This window comes from bacterium, from assembly GCA_021372615.1.
Classification (GTDB): Bacteria; Armatimonadota; Zipacnadia; order Zipacnadales; family UBA11051; genus JAJFUB01.
In genome coordinates this window covers 19191-38276 of record JAJFUB010000067.1, presented here as the reverse complement: position 1 = coordinate 38276, position 19086 = coordinate 19191, and the positions used below count along the sequence as shown (strand labels likewise).

The 19086-nt window shown below is 69.5% G+C and carries 13 protein-coding genes; 4 read left to right on the top strand and 9 right to left on the bottom strand.

Features of this window, described 5'->3' with window-relative positions; genetic code table 11:
• Positions 1-77: 77 nt before the first annotated feature.
• Complete coding sequence (locus LLH23_09925; protein ID MCE5238795.1) at positions 78-956, bottom strand: hypothetical protein; 879 nt, start codon at positions 954-956, stop codon at positions 78-80.
• Positions 957-1089: 133 nt separating this feature from the next.
• Between LLH23_09925 and LLH23_09920 the strand changes: the two genes are divergently transcribed.
• The gene (locus tag LLH23_09920; protein ID MCE5238794.1) at positions 1090-3663 is read left to right on the top strand and encodes a beta-galactosidase; all 2574 of its coding nucleotides are present in this window, start codon (positions 1090-1092) and stop codon (positions 3661-3663) included.
• A gap of 125 nt (positions 3664-3788) precedes the next feature.
• Here LLH23_09920 and rhaI read toward each other — a convergent pair whose 3' ends face one another.
• Positions 3789-5009 carry an L-rhamnose isomerase gene (rhaI, locus tag LLH23_09915; GenBank protein MCE5238793.1) on the bottom strand — a complete coding sequence of 407 codons (1221 nt, stop codon included), beginning with the start codon at positions 5007-5009 and terminating at the stop codon, positions 3789-3791.
• 176 nt (positions 5010-5185) lie between these two features.
• On the opposite strand from rhaI, the gene LLH23_09910 reads away from it, so the two are divergent.
• Together LLH23_09910 and LLH23_09905 are read left to right on the top strand one after the other, a co-directional pair.
• Positions 5186-5629, top strand: a complete 444-nt coding sequence (locus LLH23_09910) for a hypothetical protein (GenBank protein MCE5238792.1) — start codon at positions 5186-5188, stop codon at positions 5627-5629.
• Positions 5630-5747: 118 nt separating this feature from the next.
• Positions 5748-7739 carry a hypothetical protein gene (locus tag LLH23_09905; GenBank protein MCE5238791.1) on the top strand — a complete coding sequence of 664 codons (1992 nt, stop codon included), beginning with the start codon at positions 5748-5750 and terminating at the stop codon, positions 7737-7739.
• Between the two features lie 165 nt (positions 7740-7904).
• On the opposite strand, the gene mutY is transcribed toward LLH23_09905, so the two are convergent.
• The gene (gene mutY / locus LLH23_09900; protein ID MCE5238790.1) at positions 7905-9002 is read right to left on the bottom strand and encodes an A/G-specific adenine glycosylase; all 1098 of its coding nucleotides are present in this window, start codon (positions 9000-9002) and stop codon (positions 7905-7907) included.
• Positions 9003-9004: 2 nt separating this feature from the next.
• On the bottom strand, positions 9005-9622 hold the full coding sequence (locus LLH23_09895) for a prepilin-type N-terminal cleavage/methylation domain-containing protein (protein ID MCE5238789.1): 618 nt from the start codon (positions 9620-9622) through the stop codon (positions 9005-9007).
• A gap of 79 nt (positions 9623-9701) precedes the next feature.
• Here LLH23_09895 and LLH23_09890 point away from each other — a divergent pair, with 79 nt between their 5' ends.
• Positions 9702-10913: an oligogalacturonate lyase family protein gene (locus LLH23_09890; protein MCE5238788.1), complete on the top strand. Its 1212-nt coding sequence runs from the start codon at positions 9702-9704 to the stop codon at positions 10911-10913.
• A gap of 104 nt (positions 10914-11017) precedes the next feature.
• On the opposite strand, the gene LLH23_09885 is transcribed toward LLH23_09890, so the two are convergent.
• The 5 genes from LLH23_09885 to LLH23_09865 all read right to left on the bottom strand — a co-directional run bounded on the left by LLH23_09885 (position 11018) and on the right by LLH23_09865 (position 19030).
• Positions 11018-11857 carry a DUF1559 domain-containing protein gene (locus LLH23_09885; GenBank protein MCE5238787.1) on the bottom strand — a complete coding sequence of 280 codons (840 nt, stop codon included), beginning with the start codon at positions 11855-11857 and terminating at the stop codon, positions 11018-11020.
• Positions 11858-11982: 125 nt separating this feature from the next.
• The gene (gene xerD / locus LLH23_09880; GenBank protein MCE5238786.1) at positions 11983-12888 is read right to left on the bottom strand and encodes a site-specific tyrosine recombinase XerD; all 906 of its coding nucleotides are present in this window, start codon (positions 12886-12888) and stop codon (positions 11983-11985) included.
• 185 nt (positions 12889-13073) lie between these two features.
• Positions 13074-14018: an IS110 family transposase gene (locus tag LLH23_09875; protein ID MCE5238785.1), complete on the bottom strand. Its 945-nt coding sequence runs from the start codon at positions 14016-14018 to the stop codon at positions 13074-13076.
• A gap of 662 nt (positions 14019-14680) precedes the next feature.
• Positions 14681-15082, bottom strand: coding sequence for a DUF559 domain-containing protein (locus LLH23_09870; protein ID MCE5238784.1), 402 nt, complete (start codon positions 15080-15082; stop codon positions 14681-14683).
• 93 nt (positions 15083-15175) lie between these two features.
• Positions 15176-19030: a DUF6067 family protein gene (locus LLH23_09865; protein ID MCE5238783.1), complete on the bottom strand. Its 3855-nt coding sequence runs from the start codon at positions 19028-19030 to the stop codon at positions 15176-15178.
• Positions 19031-19086 lie beyond the last annotated feature (56 nt).

Below are 19086 nucleotides of genomic sequence, written 5' to 3'. Positions count from 1 at the left end.
CCCGCCCATCCGTTCGGCTAGTGCCATTCGGGGCGGGGTACAAGCCCCCGCCCTGCAACGGCCCGGCCCGACACGCGCTACTCCAGCACGACTACGCTCCGCCCCCACTTCGCCAGGAACTCCTCCTTGCTGTAGTCCACCTCACCCAGCATCGGGTCGCCGATCTTCACCCCCTGCTCGTCCATGCCGATCAGCACCACGAAGTGCATGACCATGCCCCCCAGGTGCCACGTCACGAGGCTCGGATGCGGCAGGCGCGTGAGCTGCTCGTAGCTCAGACCCCGCTCCATGTGCCCCGGCACGCCGAGGCGATGCGCCGCGCGCAGGACGCCCCGGTCGGGTGTGCCGTGGAAGGGCGTCGTGGCGCTCAGGAAGGCCGCTCGCTTCTCACTCACCGCCATCCCCCGCAGTTGCAGCGCCCACGCCAGCGCCGCCGGCCCGCACGTCCAGCCGGTGGACTGCGTGACCTGCACGTCGAGCTGCGCGGGCGCCGAGAGGCACGTGGGTAACGGGACGCGCGTGGGCGGGCGTGTCCCCACGCCCGCAGGCGGCGTGAGGACACGCCGCCCCACGCGAACCGAGACGGTGTCATCCAGCCGGCTGCCGTACACCGGCATCAGCAGCGGGCCGCTGACCTCCAGGAGGCCGTAGCCCCCGGCGATGGCGAGGAGCGTGACGATGAGGCCGCGACGCACGCGCGAGGGGAGGTGCCAACACAGCGCCAGGATGAACAGGACGGACAGGTGGGCGGGGAGGCGCTCGAAAAAGACGAAGTCATCCCAGGGGACATGAGCGCCGGCATGGCTGAAGCCCGTGAGATAGAGCCACCCCAGCAGGAAGACGAAGGCCGCGATCCCTGCCCCCGCCGCCGTCTTCTGCCGCGCGCGGAGGCTCCCGGCGAGCCGCCAGAGCGCCACCGCGCCGCCCACGAACAGCATCACTGCGAGCCATGCCATGCGCCATGCCCCCTGGCGCAGCCGGATGGTGCATCATCCATATGGACAGCGGACGGGGCTCTCGGGGTCCCTCCATGAAGGACTTCTGTGGTCGCAGCGCCAACTACCGTCTACCCCAACCGGAGGTCTGGCCATGCTACGCCACTGCCTCTGCCTCATCGTCGTGCTGTGCGCGTCGTCCCTGTGGGCAGGCATCACCGTCCGCGTACAGAACACCCCCGGCGGACCGCAGATACACCTCAACGGCAAGCCGATCCCCCCGCGCTTCCTCTGGGGCTCGATGAACAGCGGTCCAGTGGCGATCAAGCCCGAGTGGCAGGAGATCTCCTTCGAGATCCGGCCGGGCCAGGTGGACGGCACCGGGACGCTGCACTTCCGCTTCAACCAGACGCCCGGCGAGGTGTGGATCGCCGAGGTCCGCATCCAGGACGCGCAGACCGGGGCGGACGTGCTGCCCCCCGGCAGCTTTGCCACGCCGGAGGGCCTGGCCGCCAACTGGAGCACCTGGCCGCTGGCCGAGGCGAACACCGTGGGCAAGTGGGAGATCGCCGACGGGGCGCTGCATGTGACCCTGAGCAACCCGCCCGGCGGCGCCAAGTGGCCCGACTTCCACTTTCACAGCCACAGGAGCCTGACGTTCGCGGAGGGGCGGACGTACCGGGTGAGCTTCCGCGCGAAGGCGACCCCGGCGACGACGATCCGGCCGCAACTGTACAACGTGCTCGGGGGCGTCTGGACATACATGGGCGGGCCGCCCGGGCCCTTCCTGCAGCAGGTGGCCCTGGCCCGCGACGCCGGTGTCAACCTCGTCTCCTTCTCGGCGCCAAGCTGCTGGGCCGAGCCGGAGAAGCCGCAGGACTGGCGGCCCCTGGATCAGTTGTGCCGCCAGATCATCGCCGTCAACCCCAAGGTGCTGCTTGTCCCACGGGTGGGCGCCGACGCGCCCGGCTGGTGGCTGGAGCGCCATCCCAACAGCCGCATGGTCTACGACGGGGACCAGGTCAAGCTGCACTCCTGCGTCTCGGACCGCGTCTACCGGGCCGAGGTGTGCGCCCACCTGGAGAAGCTCTCCCGCCACCTCACCGAGACCTTCCCGGATCACTTCGCGGGCATCCACCCCTGCGGGCAGAACACCGGGGAGTGGTTCTACCAAGACTCGTGGTCGCGTCCGCTGAGTGGCTATGATGCCGACACGCTGGTGGCCTTCCGGGCATGGCTGAAGGCCCGGGGCGTTCCCGATGCCGACGCAGCCACCGTGCCGACCGCGGACGAGCGCCGCGCGCACCCCAACGGCTTCCTGCGCGACCCGGCCAAGGAGCGCCGGCTGATTGACTTCGCCCGCTTCCAGCAGCAGGAGATGGCCGAGCATGTCCTCGCCATGGCCGCCGCCTGCCGCCGCGGCACCGGCGGGCAGAAGCTCGTGGTGTTCTTCTATGGCTACCTGTTCGAGTTCCCGCCGCTGCAGTGCGGGGCGCCGACGTGCGGCCACTACGCCCTGTCCACCGTCTTGCAGGGCCAGGACATAGACATCCTCTGTTCGCCGATCTCCTATACCGACCGCGACTGGCTCGGCACCGCCCCGTGCATGACTGCTGCCGAGAGCGTCATGCAGGCCGGCATCCTGTGGCTCAATGAGGACGACTCGCGCACCTTCCTGGACCCACGCCAGCAAGAGCACGTGCAGGAGGGCGGGCTGGTGGACCTGCTGCAGACCCAGCAGGTGATGCTGCGCAACACCGCCCAGGAGGCGCTGCGGGGCTTCGGGTCGTGGTGGATGGACCTGCCGGCCCAGGGCTGGTTCAACGATGCCCGCATCTGGGAGCAGATGGTGCGCCTGCACCCGGTGGATGAGGCGCTGGCGCAGCGGACGAAGCGGTTCACGCCCGACATCGCCGCGATCATAGACGAGGACAGCATGTGCCACCTGCCGGGCGGGTCAGCGGCGTTCGCCCGCCCGCTCATCTACGACGCGCGCGCGGCCCTCGGCCGCTCCGGCGCGCCGTACGGGCAGTACCTGCTGGATGACGTGCTGGCCGGCAAGGTCCCGGCGAAGCTGCAGTTCTTCCTGGCCGCCTACGCGCTGAGCCCCCAGGAGCGCGCGCAACTGGCGGCGAGCCGCCGGAGCGCCGGCTTCCAGCCGGCAAGGGTGTGGTGCTACGCGCCCGGCGTCATCACCCCCGACCGCCTCGACCTCGCCGGCATCCAGGAAGTCACCGGCTTCGCGGCCCGGGCGCTGCCCGCGGCCACCGTGGCCGTGACGCCCACCGAGGTAGGCAAGCGGGCCGGCCTGACCGAGGGCTGGGAAGCTGTGAACAAGTGGGGGCCGAAGGTCCCCATCGAGCCGCTCTTCACTGTGGCGGCCACACCCGAGGAGACCTGGGCGACCTATGCCGATGGCTCGCCGGCGGTGGTCGTGCGACGGGGGCAGGCGGGGACGGATGTGTTCCTGGGCATCCCCGCGCTGACGCCCGAGCTGGTGCGGGCGCTGGCGAAGCTGGCCGGGGTCCACGTCTTCACCGAGGACAACTCGGCGGTGTGGGCGACGGAGCGCTACCTTTCCATCCAGGCGCACCAGGCCGGGCCGGTGGCCATCAGCACCGGCAAGCCGGGCCCGGTCCGCGACGCCCTCGACGGCAAAGCCCTCGGGACGGGGCCGCAAGTGACCGTGCAGTTCGCCCAGGGGGAGACGAAGGTGCTGGAGTACTGAGCTGCAGGACGGGGAGCGGTGCGCCCGACACTCCTGTCGGGCGCGTCGCCGTTCTCAACAGGCACGCCCGACAGGAGTGTCGGGCGTACCACCGCCCTGCAGTCACCTAGCCCCGGCAAGCGCCGCTACCCCAACCCGCCGCCGCCCTCGCGGAAGCCGCGCTCGCTGTCTATCTTCTGCTGGTAGCCGCTCGCGCGGTAGGCCGCCAGCGGATCGGGCGCCAGGCCCATCTCCTCGCGGACCTGCCGCAGCAGCGGCTCAACATCGGTGTTGAACGCCGCGACCAGGATGTTCTCGCCGTCCACGATGTTGCCCTCGGCTTGCGCCTGCGTCAGGGCCGCGAAGTCCACCAGCAGGGCCTTGGCGTACGCCGTCTGGATGCTGCAGACCGACTGGATCATGGCCTCGATCTTGGGCTTCTCCCCGTGGGACTGGTCGATCATGTAGGCCACGTTCTGCGCCAGCTCGGCGGCCTTGACCAGCTCGCAGTAGATCAGGAAGACCTGGTACGGGTTCACTGAGCCGGTGGTCAGATCATCGTCGGCGTAGCGGGCGTCGTTGAAGTGGAAGCCACCCATGCAGCCCTCATCCAGCAGGAAGGCGACGATGTGCTCGATGTTGACGGCGCGAGCGTGGTGGCCCAGATCCACCAGCACCTGTGCCTGCGGCCCGCACTGCTGGCAGAAGACATAGGCCATGCCCCAGTCGGCGATGTCGGTGTGGTAGAAGCCGGGCTCGAAGAGCTTGTACTCGACCATCATGCGCATGGTCGGGGGCATGGCGGCGTAGACTTCCTGCAGGCACTCGCTGACCCAGTGCTTGCGCCGGACGAAGTCGCCCTGGCCGGGGTAGTTGGTGCCATCGGCGAACCACAGGCTGAGGACCTCGGAGCCGACCTGCCGGCCGATGTCCACCGAGTGCAGCATGTGGTCCACGACGTGCCGCCGCACCTTCGGGTCGGCGTTGGCGATGGCGCCGTTGAGGTAGAACTGCTCCTGGAACATGGTGGGGTTGATGGCGCCGACCTGGACCCCGCGGCTCTCGGCGTACTTCACGACCTCCTGCGGGTCCACGCCCTCCACGAAGTCCCACGCCACGTGGACGGCGACGGTCGGCGTGACGCCGGTGAACCTGTGCACCTGGGCGGCGTCGTCCAGCTTCTCCTGGATGGTGATGGCCGCGCCGGGCTGCTTGAAGACATTGAAGCGGGTGCCCGAGTCGGCGTAGCCCCAGGAGGGGGTCTCGATGTGCTGGGCCTTCAGCAGGCCCTTGACCTGCTCGACATCAACGCCGCGGTCGGCCAGACCGGCGGCGAGAAGTTCGTAGGCGGCTTTCCAGTTGCTCATGGCGCGTCTCCTCGGATGGTGGTAAGGTGTGTCTTCGCGCCCGGGGCCGCCGTTTCCTGCGGAGGCCGCGCCGGCCGGGCAGGTATTCGCCCCCGGCAGCGCGAAGTGCCCTCATGGGTGTCAGCGGAGACCAACTCAAGGGCGGGCCCGTGTGCCGCTCCTGTGGGAGGACGATCATGCGGATCGCGATGCTAGTGGTGTCATTCAGCCTGGTGGCCTCGGTGGCCCTCGCAGTTGACCCGTACGGCTGGGATCCGGCCAGCGTGGACATCGGCGGCCAGCACATCCTCAAGTTCCGCGTCGCGGCCGGCGGCATGACCCCCGCCCAGCGCCGCGCCATCTTCGAGTTCCGCCTCACCAAGGCGCTCACCCACACCGAGTACCTCAAGCCGGTCAACATGACCTATCGCAAGTGCCCCGCCGGCATCGCCGTGTACGCCAACGGCATCTACCTGCTGAGCGTGACCCCGGCGGATGCGAAGGCGAACAAGTCCACCCCGCGCTCGCTCGCCCAGAGCTGGGGCAAGCGCATCAAGCGCACCTTCGAGATTGTCGGCCCGGCCCGGCAACTGCCGCACGAGGCCGCCGCCCACCCGGAGGCGCCGATCTCGATGGACTGACGGCCCTCGGCCGACGGGTCCACTCCCCTGACCGCCACTCCGCGAATCTCTCGTCGGGTCCCACTACCGGTGGCCTGGCCGTGCCTGCCACCTCACCTGTGCGTCTGGATGTGATGCCATGTCGGAGTCCCGCCCCAACTGCCAGCGCTGGATGTGGATTGAGTTACTCGGGTTCGACAACACGGAGCCCGACTACCATGTCGGCGCCTTCCTCGACAACGCCGGCCTCGTCCCCGATGTCCTGACCTTCCACCTGTGCTGCACCGACTTCGTGAACGCCCACGAGGGCATGGACCGCGAGATCGTCCTCCCGCCCGATGTCTGCGCGTACGGCGCCCGCAGCTACAACGCCGAGCGGCGGCGGCAGGAGTGGACCAACTGGCAGTTCCGGGGGCTGGTGCAGGAGCTGCAGCGCCGGGGAATCCAGGTCTACTGCTCGGTGATGGACATCTTCGTCAGCAACGTGGACGGCCAGCCCCGGCGCAGCCCGTGGTCCGACAGCCACCCGGAGGTCTGGGCGGTGCGTCATACCGGCGAGGCGGGCGGCACTATCGGCCCGCTCAAGCGGCTGGCGGACGGGACGTACTATGAGGACTACTTCGTGGCGAAGCTGCGGGAGGTGCTCACCGACTACGGCTTCGACGGCTTCCACGGGGCGGACGGCATCGCCGGCCCGCGGCGCCCGGTCTCCCATGCCGACTACTCCGATGACATGGTGGGGCAGTTCGCAACCATGATGGACGCCGACGTAGACCTTCACTGCGACGGCGACGCCGAGCGCGCCGAGGCCCGCGCGCAGTTCATCTGGAGCAGCCTGCGCCGTGAGTGGTGCGAGTTCCACGCGATCCGCTGGGAGCAGATGTGGACCAAGATCTGCGGCGCCGTGCACGAGCTGGGCAAGCGCACTGCGTTCAATAATGTCTGGACCCAGGAGCCGTTCGGGGCCTACCTCCGCTTCGGGGTGGACTACCGGCGCATCGCGCGGGCCGGCGTGGACGCGCTGATTCTCGAGACCGTCGGGGCGGGTAACTCCATCGGCGCCGAGGGTGTGCCGGTGGAGCTGCGTGCGGACATGAACATGATGCTGGCGTTCATGAAGGCCGACCTGCCCGGCACGCCGCTGGTCTGCCTCAACTGCACCGGCGACACGACCGAGAACTGGGACGTGCTCAACCACCTGCCGCCGGTGTGCGAGCGCGAGCACTACCTGCTCGGCAGCATGTTCCTGCAGGACGCGCAGGGCTGCCACCATGCCTCGTCCGGGCCGGTGGTCTGCCTGGCGGATGGCATCGAGGCGCCCCAGTGGCGTTGGATGGACCACAACTGGCTGGTGGCGTACGACCAGGAGCCGTCGCGACTGCTGTCGCCGACGGTGCTCTGGTCGGAGGCGGCGCTGGAGACGGAGTTCGGCGACTATGTCGAGCACCGCACACTCACGCGCCACAAGCTGTGCACGAAGCTCATGTTCCACGGGGCGCCGCTGCACTGTGTCGTGCGGCCCGAGCACCTGGGCGCTGTGACCGGCGCGCTGTTCGTGCCTCGGCCAGAGCTGCTGCCCGAGGCGGAGCTGCAAGCGGTGCTGGCGCATCCCGGCATGGTGGTCACCATGGGACGCAATGATGCGCCGCTGCCGCCGGCCGACTTGACGCTGGCCGAGGGCGACGGCCCGGAGCAGCTCTGCCTGCGGGTGTACCGACCCGCGACGGACGCCGCCCTCCCCGAAGTGCCGCCCGTCCCGCAGGCGGAGTTGGCCGACGAGCGGCCCGACCCGCCCAGCTACATCTACGACCTGTACTTCCGCCCCACGAGCGAGGACTTCCTGCGGGCTTGCGCGCAGGCGCTGACGGCCCTGTCGGACGTGCCACAGGTGGTCAACGGCGTGGCCGAGGCGCGGGTGCTGGCGTACGAGACGGCGCCGGGGTGGGTGCGGGTGCTCATCGGCAACGAGGCCTACTGGTACATGCAGCCACAGCTCGACTTCGGCCGGGAGATCCTCGAGGTGCGGATCGCGAGTCACTTCCCGGGCAAGCCGATCATCCCCAGCGGCACGACCCTCGCCACGCGCGTCCCCCCGCGCGGCATGGTGGTGCTGGACGTGAAGCTGGGATAGGTGGGGGAGGGCCGTGACCGGTGGAGGGGCCGGATATCATCCGGCCCGCCGTGCGGTTCGCCCATTGCTCTGCGCCATCCGTCGCCAACGACGGGCCGGGTATCATCCGGCCCGCCGTGCGGTTCCTCCACTGCTCTCCGCCAGCCGTCGCCAACGACGGGCCGGCTAGTAGCCGGCCCCTCCCACGGCCTGCTCCGCGAGCACCTTCCGGTGGGGGGCGGGCAGTGTGAGGCGATCCAGCTCCTCGGCACTGACCCACCGGGCGCAGGTGTGCTCGCGACAGCGCAGCCTTCCCCCGAGGACGGAGCACTCCAGGACCGTCAAGCTGACCTGGCGGTTCGTGATGGCGTGGCGATGGGTGACGATCGCGTCGCCGACCTGCACCCGCAGGCCCAGCGCCCGGTGCAGATACTCGGCCAGCGCGGCGGCGGGGTCCGCGTCGCCCTCGACCGTCACGTTCGGCAACTCCCACAACCCGCCCCATACGCCCTCGGGCGGCCGTTGCGCCAGCAGGAGCTTGTCGCCCTTGCGGACCAGGCCCGCCACAGCACGCACCGCCCGTATGGCGCTGCGACGCCGCTTCGGGATGGCCTCGGCCTGCCGCTTCGCCCGCGCGCGGCAGAGGTCGCCGAACGGGCACGCCTCGCACGACGGCGCGCGCGGGGTGCAGACGACGGCCCCCAGGTCCATCAGCGCCTGGTTGTAGTCACCCGGCCGGTCGAGCGGGACGGCCGCCTGTGCCAGCACCTCGGCCCGCTGCTTTTCCCTCCCCTCGCGCCCGCCACCGGGCAGCCAGAACACTCGCGACAGAATGCGCAGCACGTTGCCATCAATCGCCGCGACCGACTCCTCGAAGGCGATGCTGCGCACGGCGGCGGCGGTGTATGCGCCCACCCCGGGCAAGGCCCGCAACTCCCGCTCCGTGCGCGGCACGCGCCCGGCGTACTCGGCCACGATGAGCTGCGCCGCGCGGTGCAGGTTCCGTGCGCGGGAGTAGTACCCCAGCCCCTCCCACAGCTTCAGCACGTCCTCCACCGGCGCCGCCGCCAACGCCTTGACCGACGGGAAGGCCTGCAGGAACCGCCGGTGGTAGGGGATGACGGTGGCGACCTGCGTCTGCTGCAGCATGATGACCGCGACGAGCAGGCGGTAGGGATGGTGGTCCAGCCGCCAGGGCATGTCGCGTCCGTGGGCGTCAAACCACGGCAGCAGGCGCGGGGCCAGGTCGGCGGGGTGAGGGGCAGGGGTGGTCGAGGGCGGCACGGTCAGTCTCGCGTCGCCTCCCCGAAGTACACGACGCCCTTGTAGGCGGTCGTGGCGGCGCCGGACTGCTTCTGCCACTTGGCGTGGCCGTCGAGGAAGGCGAAGTTAGCGCCGTCGTTGTGCGGCGCGGCGCCGTAGTAGCTCGGCGGGCCGTCGTACAGGTGCGCGCGCTCGGTCGGGTCGGGCATGCCGCAGTCGCAGAAGATGAAGATGCTGGCGGGGTTGGCCCCGGGGCTGAGCGAATGGTCCTCCATCCGCAGGCTCAGCCAGCCGTTGTAGCCGTAGTCCACGACCTTGGGCGCCCAGGCGCCGTCAGTGTAGTTGATCCGGTTCTGGTTGCTGGGGCAGACCATGATCTGGTCGTTGGCGATATACGGCTGCACCGCCCGGACCCACAGGCCGTACGTGACCGGCGCGGTCTGCTCCATGACCCCGGGCACGCCCCCGCCGTCGCAGTCCTGGGAGTACTCGAAGAAGGCCATGGCGATCTGGCGCATGTTGCTGACGCAGGCGGTCTGGCGGGCCTTCTCGCGCGCCCGGGCGAACACGGGGAAGAGAATGGCGGCCAGGATCGCGATGACGACGAGAAGCTCAATGAGGGTGAAGCCGTGGCGGTGCATGATGGACCTCCGGAAGCCCCTCGACTAGCATTGGCCTTGCCGGGCAGGTGCACCTGCCTGCCGGGCCCAATACAGCGCCATGGACATCGGGCACACCTGGCATGAGGCCCGCGACTACGCCGACCCTCTCACCGGCCGCACCGTCCGCCGCCTCACCTCCGCCGGCCTCATGAACATGACGCCGACCTACCACACTAACTCCGGCTTCACCGCCGATGGCGAAACCCTCGTGCTGATCTCGGTGCGCGAGGGCGCGACGGTCGTCCTCAAGGCCCATGTCGCCAGCGGCGAACTGACGGCGCTGTGGCGCGCGCCGGGCGTCGGCGACCGCAGCTACATCCACCGCAGCATGGAGCGCCCCGGCCCGGGCTGGGACGGGCGCGGCATCTGCGGCAACCGCCTGTGCCTCGCCCCGCGTGCGGGGCAGGCGGTCTTTGCGTGCGAGCGGACGCTGCGCGCCGTGGACTTGCAGACGCTGGCGGAGCGGGTGCTGCTCCCGGACTGTGGTGCAGAGTGGATCTTCGGCGCGCCCGCGGTGGACCCGCAGGAGCAGTGGGTGGCTATCGCCCTGAGTTCGGCCCATCCACAGCGCCTGGCCGGGGAGCCCGTCACGCGCGACTACCGCAGCTACGCCGACCACCGGCTGCGACTGGTGCGGGTGGCGCTGGATGACAGCGGGCGAGTCGAGACGCTGTTCGAGCACGACCGCGCCGGCTCAGCCCACTGCGCCTTCTGCCCCACGGACCCGAACCTGCTGTACTTCGACCTCGACATGGCCCCCCGCTACTGGTGCGGCGGCGATGGCGTGACGCCGCGCGTGTGGCTGCTGCACCTGGACACCGGCCAGGCCCACCCGCTGCGGCCCGAGCCGCTCTTCCAGGTCCACACCGCGTGGCTGTGGGATGGCTCGGCGCTGGCCTATCACGGCGGCCTGCCGGGGGGCGGCGTCTACATCGGCGTGACGCGCCCGGACGGCGAGACCATCTGGGAGGGGCACTACCCGCAAGCGCGGGCGTACGGTCATCTCACTCCCGATCGCACACGCCCGGCGTTGGTGCTCGACGGCGACTTCTCCCCCGACACGCTGCAGTGGCTATACACCGACGAGCCGCCGGAAGCAGGGCCGCACCTGGAGCCCATCTGCCGCCACAACACGGAGTGGGGCAGCATCCAGCCGGGCTCGCAGTACACCCATCCCCACCCCCTGGCCGACCCGACCGGCCGCTGGCTGGCCTTCAACGCGGCGCACGAGGGCCGGCAGGATGTCACCGTGGCGGCCATTGCCCCCTGAAAGAAAAGGGGCCGGAGCCTGTGGTTGGCTCCGGCCCTCCTGCCCCCTCGCGCCAGGTACGGCGGGGCTGTGCAGCGGTGGTCCGATGGTGCCTCGGTGGTTGCCTAGTTGATCGCGCCGTTGCTCGCGATGGAGTAGAAGCGCGTGCCGAACTCGTGGTTGCTCAGGGCGGTGCCGAACTTCTGCCACTTGGCGTGGCCGTCGCAGAAGCAGTAGTTGGCGCCGCCGTTGTGGCGATTGGGGCTCAGGTAGATGGCGTGGGTCGGGCCCTCGGCGAGCATCCCGGTCAGCGACGCGGCCTGCTCGAAGGCGGCCTGGCACTCGCCCATCGTTGCCTGGGCGTAGGGCGGGCCGGTCTCGGCGCTGTCGTTGTTGGTGTTCGCGGCGCACAGCACGTTGGCGGGGCGATGGCTCTTGTACGCCACGCCCGAGGCGCCCGACGAGCCGCCGATGGCGTACGGGTAGTCGGTGATCTCGGCCAGACAGATCAGGGAGGCCGGCTCCTCGATGGCGGACAGGCTGACGGCCCGGTAGTGCGCGCGCGGGCGGCCCATCACGACCTCATTGGAGATGTAGCTGATCCGCGGCGCCTGGATGTCGAAGCTGTTCGTGGGCTCCAGGCCCTTGTTCTTGTCGCCCGGGCAGACGTAGATCTGGTTGCTCTTCACGTACGGGCCGATGGCCCCGCTCCAGTGGTTGTAGCCGCCCGTGCCGCCGACGCCGTTGAGGTAGGTGTACGACAGCGGGAGCGTGTCGTCGTAGTCGGACGTGTAGCTGAGCAGCCCGAGCCCGAGCTGCTTCATGTTCGACAGACAGCTCGCCTGCCGGGCCTTGCCCCGGGCCTGTGCGAAGACGGGAAACAGGATGGCGGCGAGGATGGCGATGATGGCGATCACCACCAGGAGTTCGATGAGGGTGAAGCCCTGCGACCGTGATGTGTTCATGCTCTCTCCTCCGTGGGTTGTCATGCGCTGGCGGGGTCTGTCCTCGCCGGCGTCATCGAGGGAGAGCATAGCCGCCCGCCGTTAAGCGGCGGTTGGCCGGGCGTTATGGCGCAGCTAAGGGTGCGTTAAGCGGGGGGCTCGGTGTCGTGGGCCCGGGGGTGGGTGGCGTCGTACACGGCGCGCTTGCGGCCCGAGGAGACGTGGGTGTAGATCTGTGTGGTGCCCAGGCTGGAGTGCCCCAGCATCTCCTGGATGCTGCGCAGGTCGGCCCCGCCCTCCAGTAGATGCGTGGCGAAGGAGTGCCGCAGCGTGTGGGGGGACGTGTCCTGGGGGATGTCCGCCAGGCGGCAGTAGTCCTTGAGGTGGTTGAAGAACGTCTGGCGCGTCATGCCCCGGCCCCGCGGCGACAGGAAGATGGCGTCATCGCTATGGCCCTGGTCGAGCGCCGGGCGGGCCTCCTGCAGGTAGAGCTGCAGCAGGTCCAGGGCGAGCGGCGCTACCGGTATCACCCGCTCCTTGCCCCCCTTGCCCCGCACGCGCAGGCTCCGCCCCTCCAGGTCCACGTTGTGCATCCGCAGGCCCACCAACTCCGATACGCGCAGCCCGGTGGCGTAGAGCAACGTGAGCATCGCCGCATCGCGCAGCCCGCCGGGGGTCGTGGCGTCGGGGGCGTCGAGCAGGGCAAGGCACTGCTTGACCGTCAGCACCTTTGGCAGTCGCACCGGCCGGGGGACGGCGGGAATGGTGGCGGTCGGGTCGTGCCGCGTGAGACCCTCGCGCACCAGGTACTTGTGCAACTGGCGCAACGCCGACAGCTTGCGTTGCACGGTAGCCCGCCCCATCCCCCGTCCCCGCAACTCGCCCAGGTAGGCCGTGACGGTGTCCTCGTCGGCGTTCAGGAAGTTGCGCTGGCGGTCGTGCAGGAAGAGGCCGTACTGCTCCAGGTCGCGGCGGTAAGCCGCGATGGTGTTAGCGGACAGGCCCACCTCGGCGACGAGGTAAGCGATGAAGGCCTCGATGTCTTCCTGCATGGTTGTTGCCGTTGTCGTTCCCCCTCCCTTCAGGGAGGGGGCAGCAACTGTATTGCGAGTCAAGCTTGTTGTGCGTGCTCTTTGGTAGTTTGTCGCGGCCGCCGCCTCTCGGCTAGCTCCGCGTCCCGCCCGCCTTCTGTCCGCGATGGAGGGGCCTGCAGGCGGGCGGGGCGCTGGGTTGAGGCCTAACCCGGCACAGCCCGTGGCGCCCAGTACTGCCGCTGCTTGAGCATCGCGTTCAGGATGATCAGCAGCTTGTGCATGCACGCCACCAGCGCCACTTTGCTCGTCTTGCCTGCCCGCTTCAGACGCTGGTAGAAAGTGCGGATGACCGGGTTATGGCGGACCGCCGACACCACCGCCATGTACAGCATCGAGCGCACCTGAGAGCGGCCGCCCCAGATCGACCGGTGTCCGCGGAACTTGCCGCTATCGCGGTTCAACGGTGCCACCCCCACCAGGGCGGAGATCTGCTTGGCCTTCAGTTGCCCCAACTCCGGCAACTCGACCAACAGGGTGTGCGAGACCGCCGGGCCAATCCCGGGCGCGGACCGCAGAATCTGGTCGCGCTCGTGCCACAGCGGACTCTGACGGATCCGGTCATCCAGATCGCGATCCAGTTGCTTGAGCCGCTTATTCAGCCACTGGATATGCTGCGTGATGTCACGGGCGAGGGCCGGTGGGGCCTGCTGCAAGCGGTTCTTCTCGACTGCGAGCATCTGCACCAACTGCCGGCGCCGGTCCATCAGCGCCCCCAGCAAGCGAGCTTGCGCGTCGGGCAACGGCCGTACCGGCGGCTGTTTCTCGCGAGCAAAGTCGGCGATGACCGCCGCGTCCAACCGGTCGGTTTTGGCCAGCACGTTGTTCGACCGCGCGTGGTCGCGGATCGGGCGCGGGTTCATCACGACCACGGCGAAGCCGGCCTCCTGCAGCGCCAGGGCGGCGGCATTTTGATAGCCGCCGGTGGCCTCGAGCACCACCAGCGTGTCCGCTGGCGCGCCCAGCCACGCGATCAACTCGCGCCAGCCGGACTCGTCATTGCCCACGCGCGTGCGCCGTGAACCCGGCAGGACCGCGACATCCAAAGAAGCTTTGCTGACATCGATACCGACGAACACCTGATAGGACATAGGATGGCTCCGGGTTGGCCTGGCCTTGTGAGATACGAGGTGCCGCGACGGCCCTCAGGCAACTGTACAGGCTCAACGGAAATGGCTCGGGCGGTGCGCGGCGACCCAGCTGCCCCACGAGGTCGAGCCTCCAGGGGTCAAAGACGGCCTACCGCGCACCACTCCCGTCGGAGCGCCGCCCGAGCAAGATGTCTGACTCTGTCAAAGTGCCCCGGTTCCAATATACAAGGGGGTAGGAAGCCGTGCGCCCGTCCCCGTACCTCCTCAACCATCCGCAACCCCAGACGGCGGCCTACCCCCGCGCCTCCGGCGCGACCCCTCCCTACAGGGAGGGGGTAGGGGGTAGGAAGCCGTGCCGCCGTCCCCGTACCTTCTCAACCACCCGCCGCCCCAACGGCAGCCTACCCCCGCGCCTGCGGCGCGACCCCTCCCTTCAGGGAGGGGGGAGGGGGTAGGAGGCCGTCCCTCCTCCTCCCTACCACCTCAACCACCCGCCACCCAAACGGCGGCCTACCCCCGCGCCTCCGGCGCGACCCCTCCCTACAGGGAGGGGGCAGGGGGTAGGAAGCCGTGCGCCCGTCCCCGTACCTCCTCAACCACCCGCCACCCAAACGGCGGCCTACCCCCGCGCCTCCGGCGCGACCCCTCCCTGAAGGGAGGGGTTACTCATTCGCCCGCTCTTGCTCTTCGAGGCGGCGATCGGCGATGCCCAAAATCTGATCCAGTATGTAGCGGAGATCGCCGGCGAGGTCGCGGTTTGTGTAGCGCAGCACCTGCAACCCCCGACGCTCCAGGACCTGCTGCCGTACTGTGTCCTCCTCGCGCTGGAAGCCGTGCACATCGCCGTCCACCTCGATCACCAGTCCGGCGGCGTGGCAGTAGAAGTCCACGATGTAGCCGTCAATGATCTGCTGACGACGGAAGTGGTGGCCGCCGAGACGGCTGGCTCGCAGGCTCTGCCAGAGCCCGCTCTCCGCCGGCGTCATGTTCTGACGCAGGTGCCGCGCCTGCACCCGCTTGCGCGCGGCATGGTCACCCGTGACGATGCCGTCGCGGTTGGTCATCTGGCTCTCCCCCTGGTAACGGCGGCCTACCCCCTACCCCCTCCCTGAAGGGAGGGGGAACACAAACGGCAACACAGACGGCAACGCCAACGGCTACTTCACCCGCAGCACCCGGTACCGCCAGCTCTCCACCGGCAGCGTCAGCCTCCCCTGCTGGTGCCGTAGCGTCTCGCCGCTGAGCGCGTCCCATACTCTCGCCGTCTTCGGGGCGCCCAGCTTCGCCAGGTTGATCGTCACCTGCGCCTGGGCGTCGGCGTCGGTCAGGTTGCTCACCACGATCAGCGCCCCCTGCCCCGGCAGCGTCCAGACGCTGGCGTAGACGTTCTCCTGACCCAACTCGGGCGCCAGGGCGCCGCTGGGGGAGCCGGCGATCTTGATGACGTCTCCGTTGCACCAGTACCCCAGCATCGTGCCGTGGCTGAAGGGGAACTTGTCGTGGGCCTTCCACAGGGCCGAGGTGCGGTCCATCGAGTCCGGGCTGCCCGGGCGGATCAGCACCCCGTGCAGCAGCGTGTACGCCAGCACGTCCCTGGCGTAGTACGGCTGGCCGTCATAGACCAGGAACTCCGCCGGGACGCCCCACTGGCGGCCCATGAACTCGGTGCGGAAGGAGTCCATCGGGACGGCGGTGAGCGTCTTGACCGGCGGCTTGATGGCGTCAATCTGCTCGCCGCCCCAACTGCTCGTGCCAAAGCCCAGAGTCGGGATGACCATGACCGTGGAGTTGTGGATGTTCAGTTGCCCCTGCGGCTTGCGTTGGCGGGTGAGGACATACAGGCGCTGCATGAAGTCGCGCGTGGCGAAGATGTCCCAGGTCTGCCGCCAGGAGCCGTCCGGCGCCTGGTAGCCGCAACCGTGGGCGCGGTTGGCGCAGGGCATGGGCCACTCGGGCCCGTCCAGATACCAGCCGTCGTTGCCGAACTCGTCTATCGTCCGGCCCAGGTAGTGGAGGCAGAAGTCCTTGAAGGGGCTGTTCCAGCAGCCGATGTAGGCGCGCTGCGGGGGTTGGCGAGTGTAGGCGCCGGGCCGGGGCTCCTGGCAGAAGTCGGCGTTGTGCAGCTCCCACTCCGGGCAGTTGTCCGCGAACTGGCGGGACATGTACAGCAGCAGGTTGAGCTTGCTCTGGTGGAGGCCGTCCACGAGGCTGCGCAGGCGCGGTCGGTCAGCATCCGTGACATGGGGGTACGACTGGTACGGCACCCAGTGCTCATGGAAGCAGACGGTGCGCACGCCCTGCTCGGCCATCTCGTCCAGGCGTGTCCGGCCCTGCCCGGGCTCCCAGGTCGGGGCCTGGCCGAACTTGCCGGGCGCAAAGCGCACCCAGGCATCGGGCTTCCCCACTGCTCCCTCACCTTTGGCGCCGTAGTTGTCGAAGTGGTCCAGCAGCAGCGTCTGCGCGTCCGCCTCGAAGGGCTTGTCGGTGACGACGGGCGGGCGGGCGACGGAGAGGATGCGCACCTCGTCAACCGTCGCCAGGGCGCCGTCGCCGCCGATCCGGATCTCGGCGGCGTCCAGCGGCGCGCGCAGGAACCCCTTGTTCGGCGTCTCGGACACCATCTTGCCGTCGAGGTAGATGCGCAGCTTCTGGGCGTCCCAGGTCATGCCGACGAGGTGCCACTCCCCGGCCTTCCAGTCGAAGCTATAGCCGGGGTTGTCGGTGACCACGCCGTCGGTGCGGGCCCAACCGACGAGGCCCTGCACGGTGCCATTCCAGTACAGCCCGTAGTTGCTGCCGTTCATGCCGGGGCTGAGCTGGACAGTGAAGAGGTCACGGTTGCCCTGGTAGGTGCGGTCGGCGAAGGCCTTGTCGCGCTCGCTGTCCACGGCAGGCCGCACCCAGCACTCGAAGGTCCCCTCTTCCCGGCGGAGGCGCCCCGCCGCCGGGTAGCCGACCTTACCGCCGCTGGTGGCCCGCTGCTTCTCCAGGCCGTAGTTCCCCTGGTGCACGATGCGGTAGTCCCACACGGTCTTGTCCGGCTGCTTGCAGGGGGTGGCCTCGAAGCCGAAGGTGTAGGTCAGGGGCTTGTCCACGACGGTCTCGGCGGCGATCAGGTGGCACTTGAGGGTCGTGGCCTGCGGGGTGCGCTCGATCGTCAGGGCGGTCTTGTTGTCCAGCGGGAACCAATTGCGGTCGCTCTCGCAGAACCACGCGAAACCCCGGTCCTCGTCGCCCAGCCAGACGAACGGCTTGAACGGGTTCTGCCAGCCCTCCGCGGGCAGGTAGGCGCTGTTGGCGCAACTGCCCCAGCGTCCGGGGAAGCTGTACAGGTAGCGGGCGTACGCGGGCTTGAGGGGGACCTCGAGCGTCAGCTCGCGCACCGTGCTCTGGCCGCGCGACGGCGCGAGCGTCAGGTCGCAGCGGATCATGCCGTCGTAGTCCACGGCGGCGGTGCCGGTGAGCTTGAGCGCGCCCGAGGTGGCCTGGCCGCTCAGCTTCGCCTGTGTTGGCCTCTGGACCATGCAGACGCTCTTGCCGCCGGTCCAGATGAGGGCGGCGCCATCGGCCTCGCCAATGAGGCGGACCGGGCCGGCGAGCACACTCGACCCGCGGGTGGTGACGCTGGTGGGCAGCGGCCCGCCCTGGAAGCCATACGTGCGCCCCGAGCACCCAACCGTGCTGCCCTTGACCGTTACCGGCGTCCAGGGGGCGGGGACCTTGTCCGTCAGGCCCTCCCGCGTGCCGAGCCACACCGGCTGCAGCGGGCTGTCGAGGGTGCGCTCGACGGTGTACTGCTGGCCCGTCTTCAGGTGGGTGACGGTCGCTTTGAGAGTGAGCTTACCGGGCGGAACCTGGCGGCGCTGGAGGGTGAGGACCGGCGTTTCGGCGGCAGCGGGCAGGCGCCCGTGCTCGATCTGCTTGATGACGCCGCGCGCCCCGGAGACAGTGAGCGCGTATTCCGTGTCGGCGGCGGGGAAGATGGAGGGCTCGGTCTGCAGGCGGACCTCCAGCGTGCCGCCGACCTCATAGGCCTGGCAGGTGACGCGCAGGGCGTCGCGGACGGTGAAGTCGGCGTCGCGCACCAGCAGCGTCCCGCCGGGGCCCGTGGCCGTGAGGCGGATCGTGTACTCGCCGGGCTTGGGCAGCCCCTGCTCGCGCGGGATCTGCACCGAGACGCTGCCGGGAGCCCCGTTGCCCGCCAGCGTCAGCGCCTGATCGGCCAGGTCAGCGGCGTCGCCGGCGCGGGAGAGGCGGTAGCGCACGGATGCCGGCGCGGCGCCGTAGGCCCGCAGGACGACTTCCCGCAGGTCAGCCGCGTCGAGCCGCTCGACGCTCACCGCGGCGTCCCGGCCATAGCCGACGTGGGCATAGCTGGCTGTCTCGTGCGCCGACCGCTTGAGCGGGCTGAAGGTCAGTGTGCCCCCCAGGTACGACGAGTTGACGATGACGTTGAAGCCGTCCATGTCTCCGGCCTTGGGGGCCCCGCCCATGGCCGTCCAGGGGATCGCCAGCTCCGCCGTCCACTGGCCGGGGTTGTTCTGGGCCGCGGCCGTCCACTCGGCGTTGAAGTTCTTGTCTCCGGCCAACGAGTCGAACTTCGTGGCCAGAGCGTTGACGATGAACTGGTAGTTCTGCTTGTGCTGGTGGCCGCGATCCACATGGACTTCCAGCGAGTCGTCCGCCCAGACGGTGCCGTCAAAGTCAGTCGCGCGCGCCCGGGCCTTCTGCCCCGGCGGCGAAGGCACTTGCGCCGCGATCAGCAGCGCGTCCGGGGTCCAGGCCAGGTGCACAAGGGGCTGGTGGGCGACGAGTTCGGCATGGCCCAGGGGCGCGAAGCCGGTCACGACGACGGTCCGGTCCCACTCGCCCGGCGACAGGACGCCGTCAATGACCGGCGCGGCCGGCGGCGGCAGGATCGTCAGGCGCGGCCAGGCCGCGTCCCCCGGGTTGCCGGCGAAGGCGGCAGTGGCCACGAGCAGGATGAGTGTGACGAGCAGTAGCTGACGCATGGGAGGCCTCCGGCAGGTAAGTGTGCGGCGAGTCAGGAATTCGGGTGGGGGCATCA

What these genes read in the sequence shown, in the direction of transcription:
- LLH23_09925 (MCE5238795.1), bottom strand. Translation starts at nt 956, where the DNA reads ATGGCATGGCTCGCAGTGATGCTGTTCGTGGGCGGCGCGGTGGCGCTC.
- LLH23_09920 (MCE5238794.1), top strand. Translation starts at nt 1,090, where the DNA reads ATGCTACGCCACTGCCTCTGCCTCATCGTCGTGCTGTGCGCGTCGTCC.
- LLH23_09890 (MCE5238788.1), top strand. Translation starts at nt 9,702, where the DNA reads ATGGACATCGGGCACACCTGGCATGAGGCCCGCGACTACGCCGACCCT.
- rhaI (MCE5238793.1), bottom strand. Translation starts at nt 5,009, where the DNA reads ATGAGCAACTGGAAAGCCGCCTACGAACTTCTCGCCGCCGGTCTGGCC.
- xerD (MCE5238786.1), bottom strand. Translation starts at nt 12,888, where the DNA reads ATGCAGGAAGACATCGAGGCCTTCATCGCTTACCTCGTCGCCGAGGTG.
- LLH23_09905 (MCE5238791.1), top strand. Translation starts at nt 5,748, where the DNA reads ATGTCGGAGTCCCGCCCCAACTGCCAGCGCTGGATGTGGATTGAGTTA.
- LLH23_09875 (MCE5238785.1), bottom strand. Translation starts at nt 14,018, where the DNA reads ATGTCCTATCAGGTGTTCGTCGGTATCGATGTCAGCAAAGCTTCTTTG.
- LLH23_09870 (MCE5238784.1), bottom strand. Translation starts at nt 15,082, where the DNA reads ATGACCAACCGCGACGGCATCGTCACGGGTGACCATGCCGCGCGCAAG.
- LLH23_09895 (MCE5238789.1), bottom strand. Translation starts at nt 9,622, where the DNA reads ATGCACCGCCACGGCTTCACCCTCATTGAGCTTCTCGTCGTCATCGCG.
- LLH23_09865 (MCE5238783.1), bottom strand. Translation starts at nt 19,030, where the DNA reads ATGCGTCAGCTACTGCTCGTCACACTCATCCTGCTCGTGGCCACTGCC.
- LLH23_09910 (MCE5238792.1), top strand. Translation starts at nt 5,186, where the DNA reads ATGCGGATCGCGATGCTAGTGGTGTCATTCAGCCTGGTGGCCTCGGTG.
- LLH23_09885 (MCE5238787.1), bottom strand. Translation starts at nt 11,857, where the DNA reads ATGAACACATCACGGTCGCAGGGCTTCACCCTCATCGAACTCCTGGTG.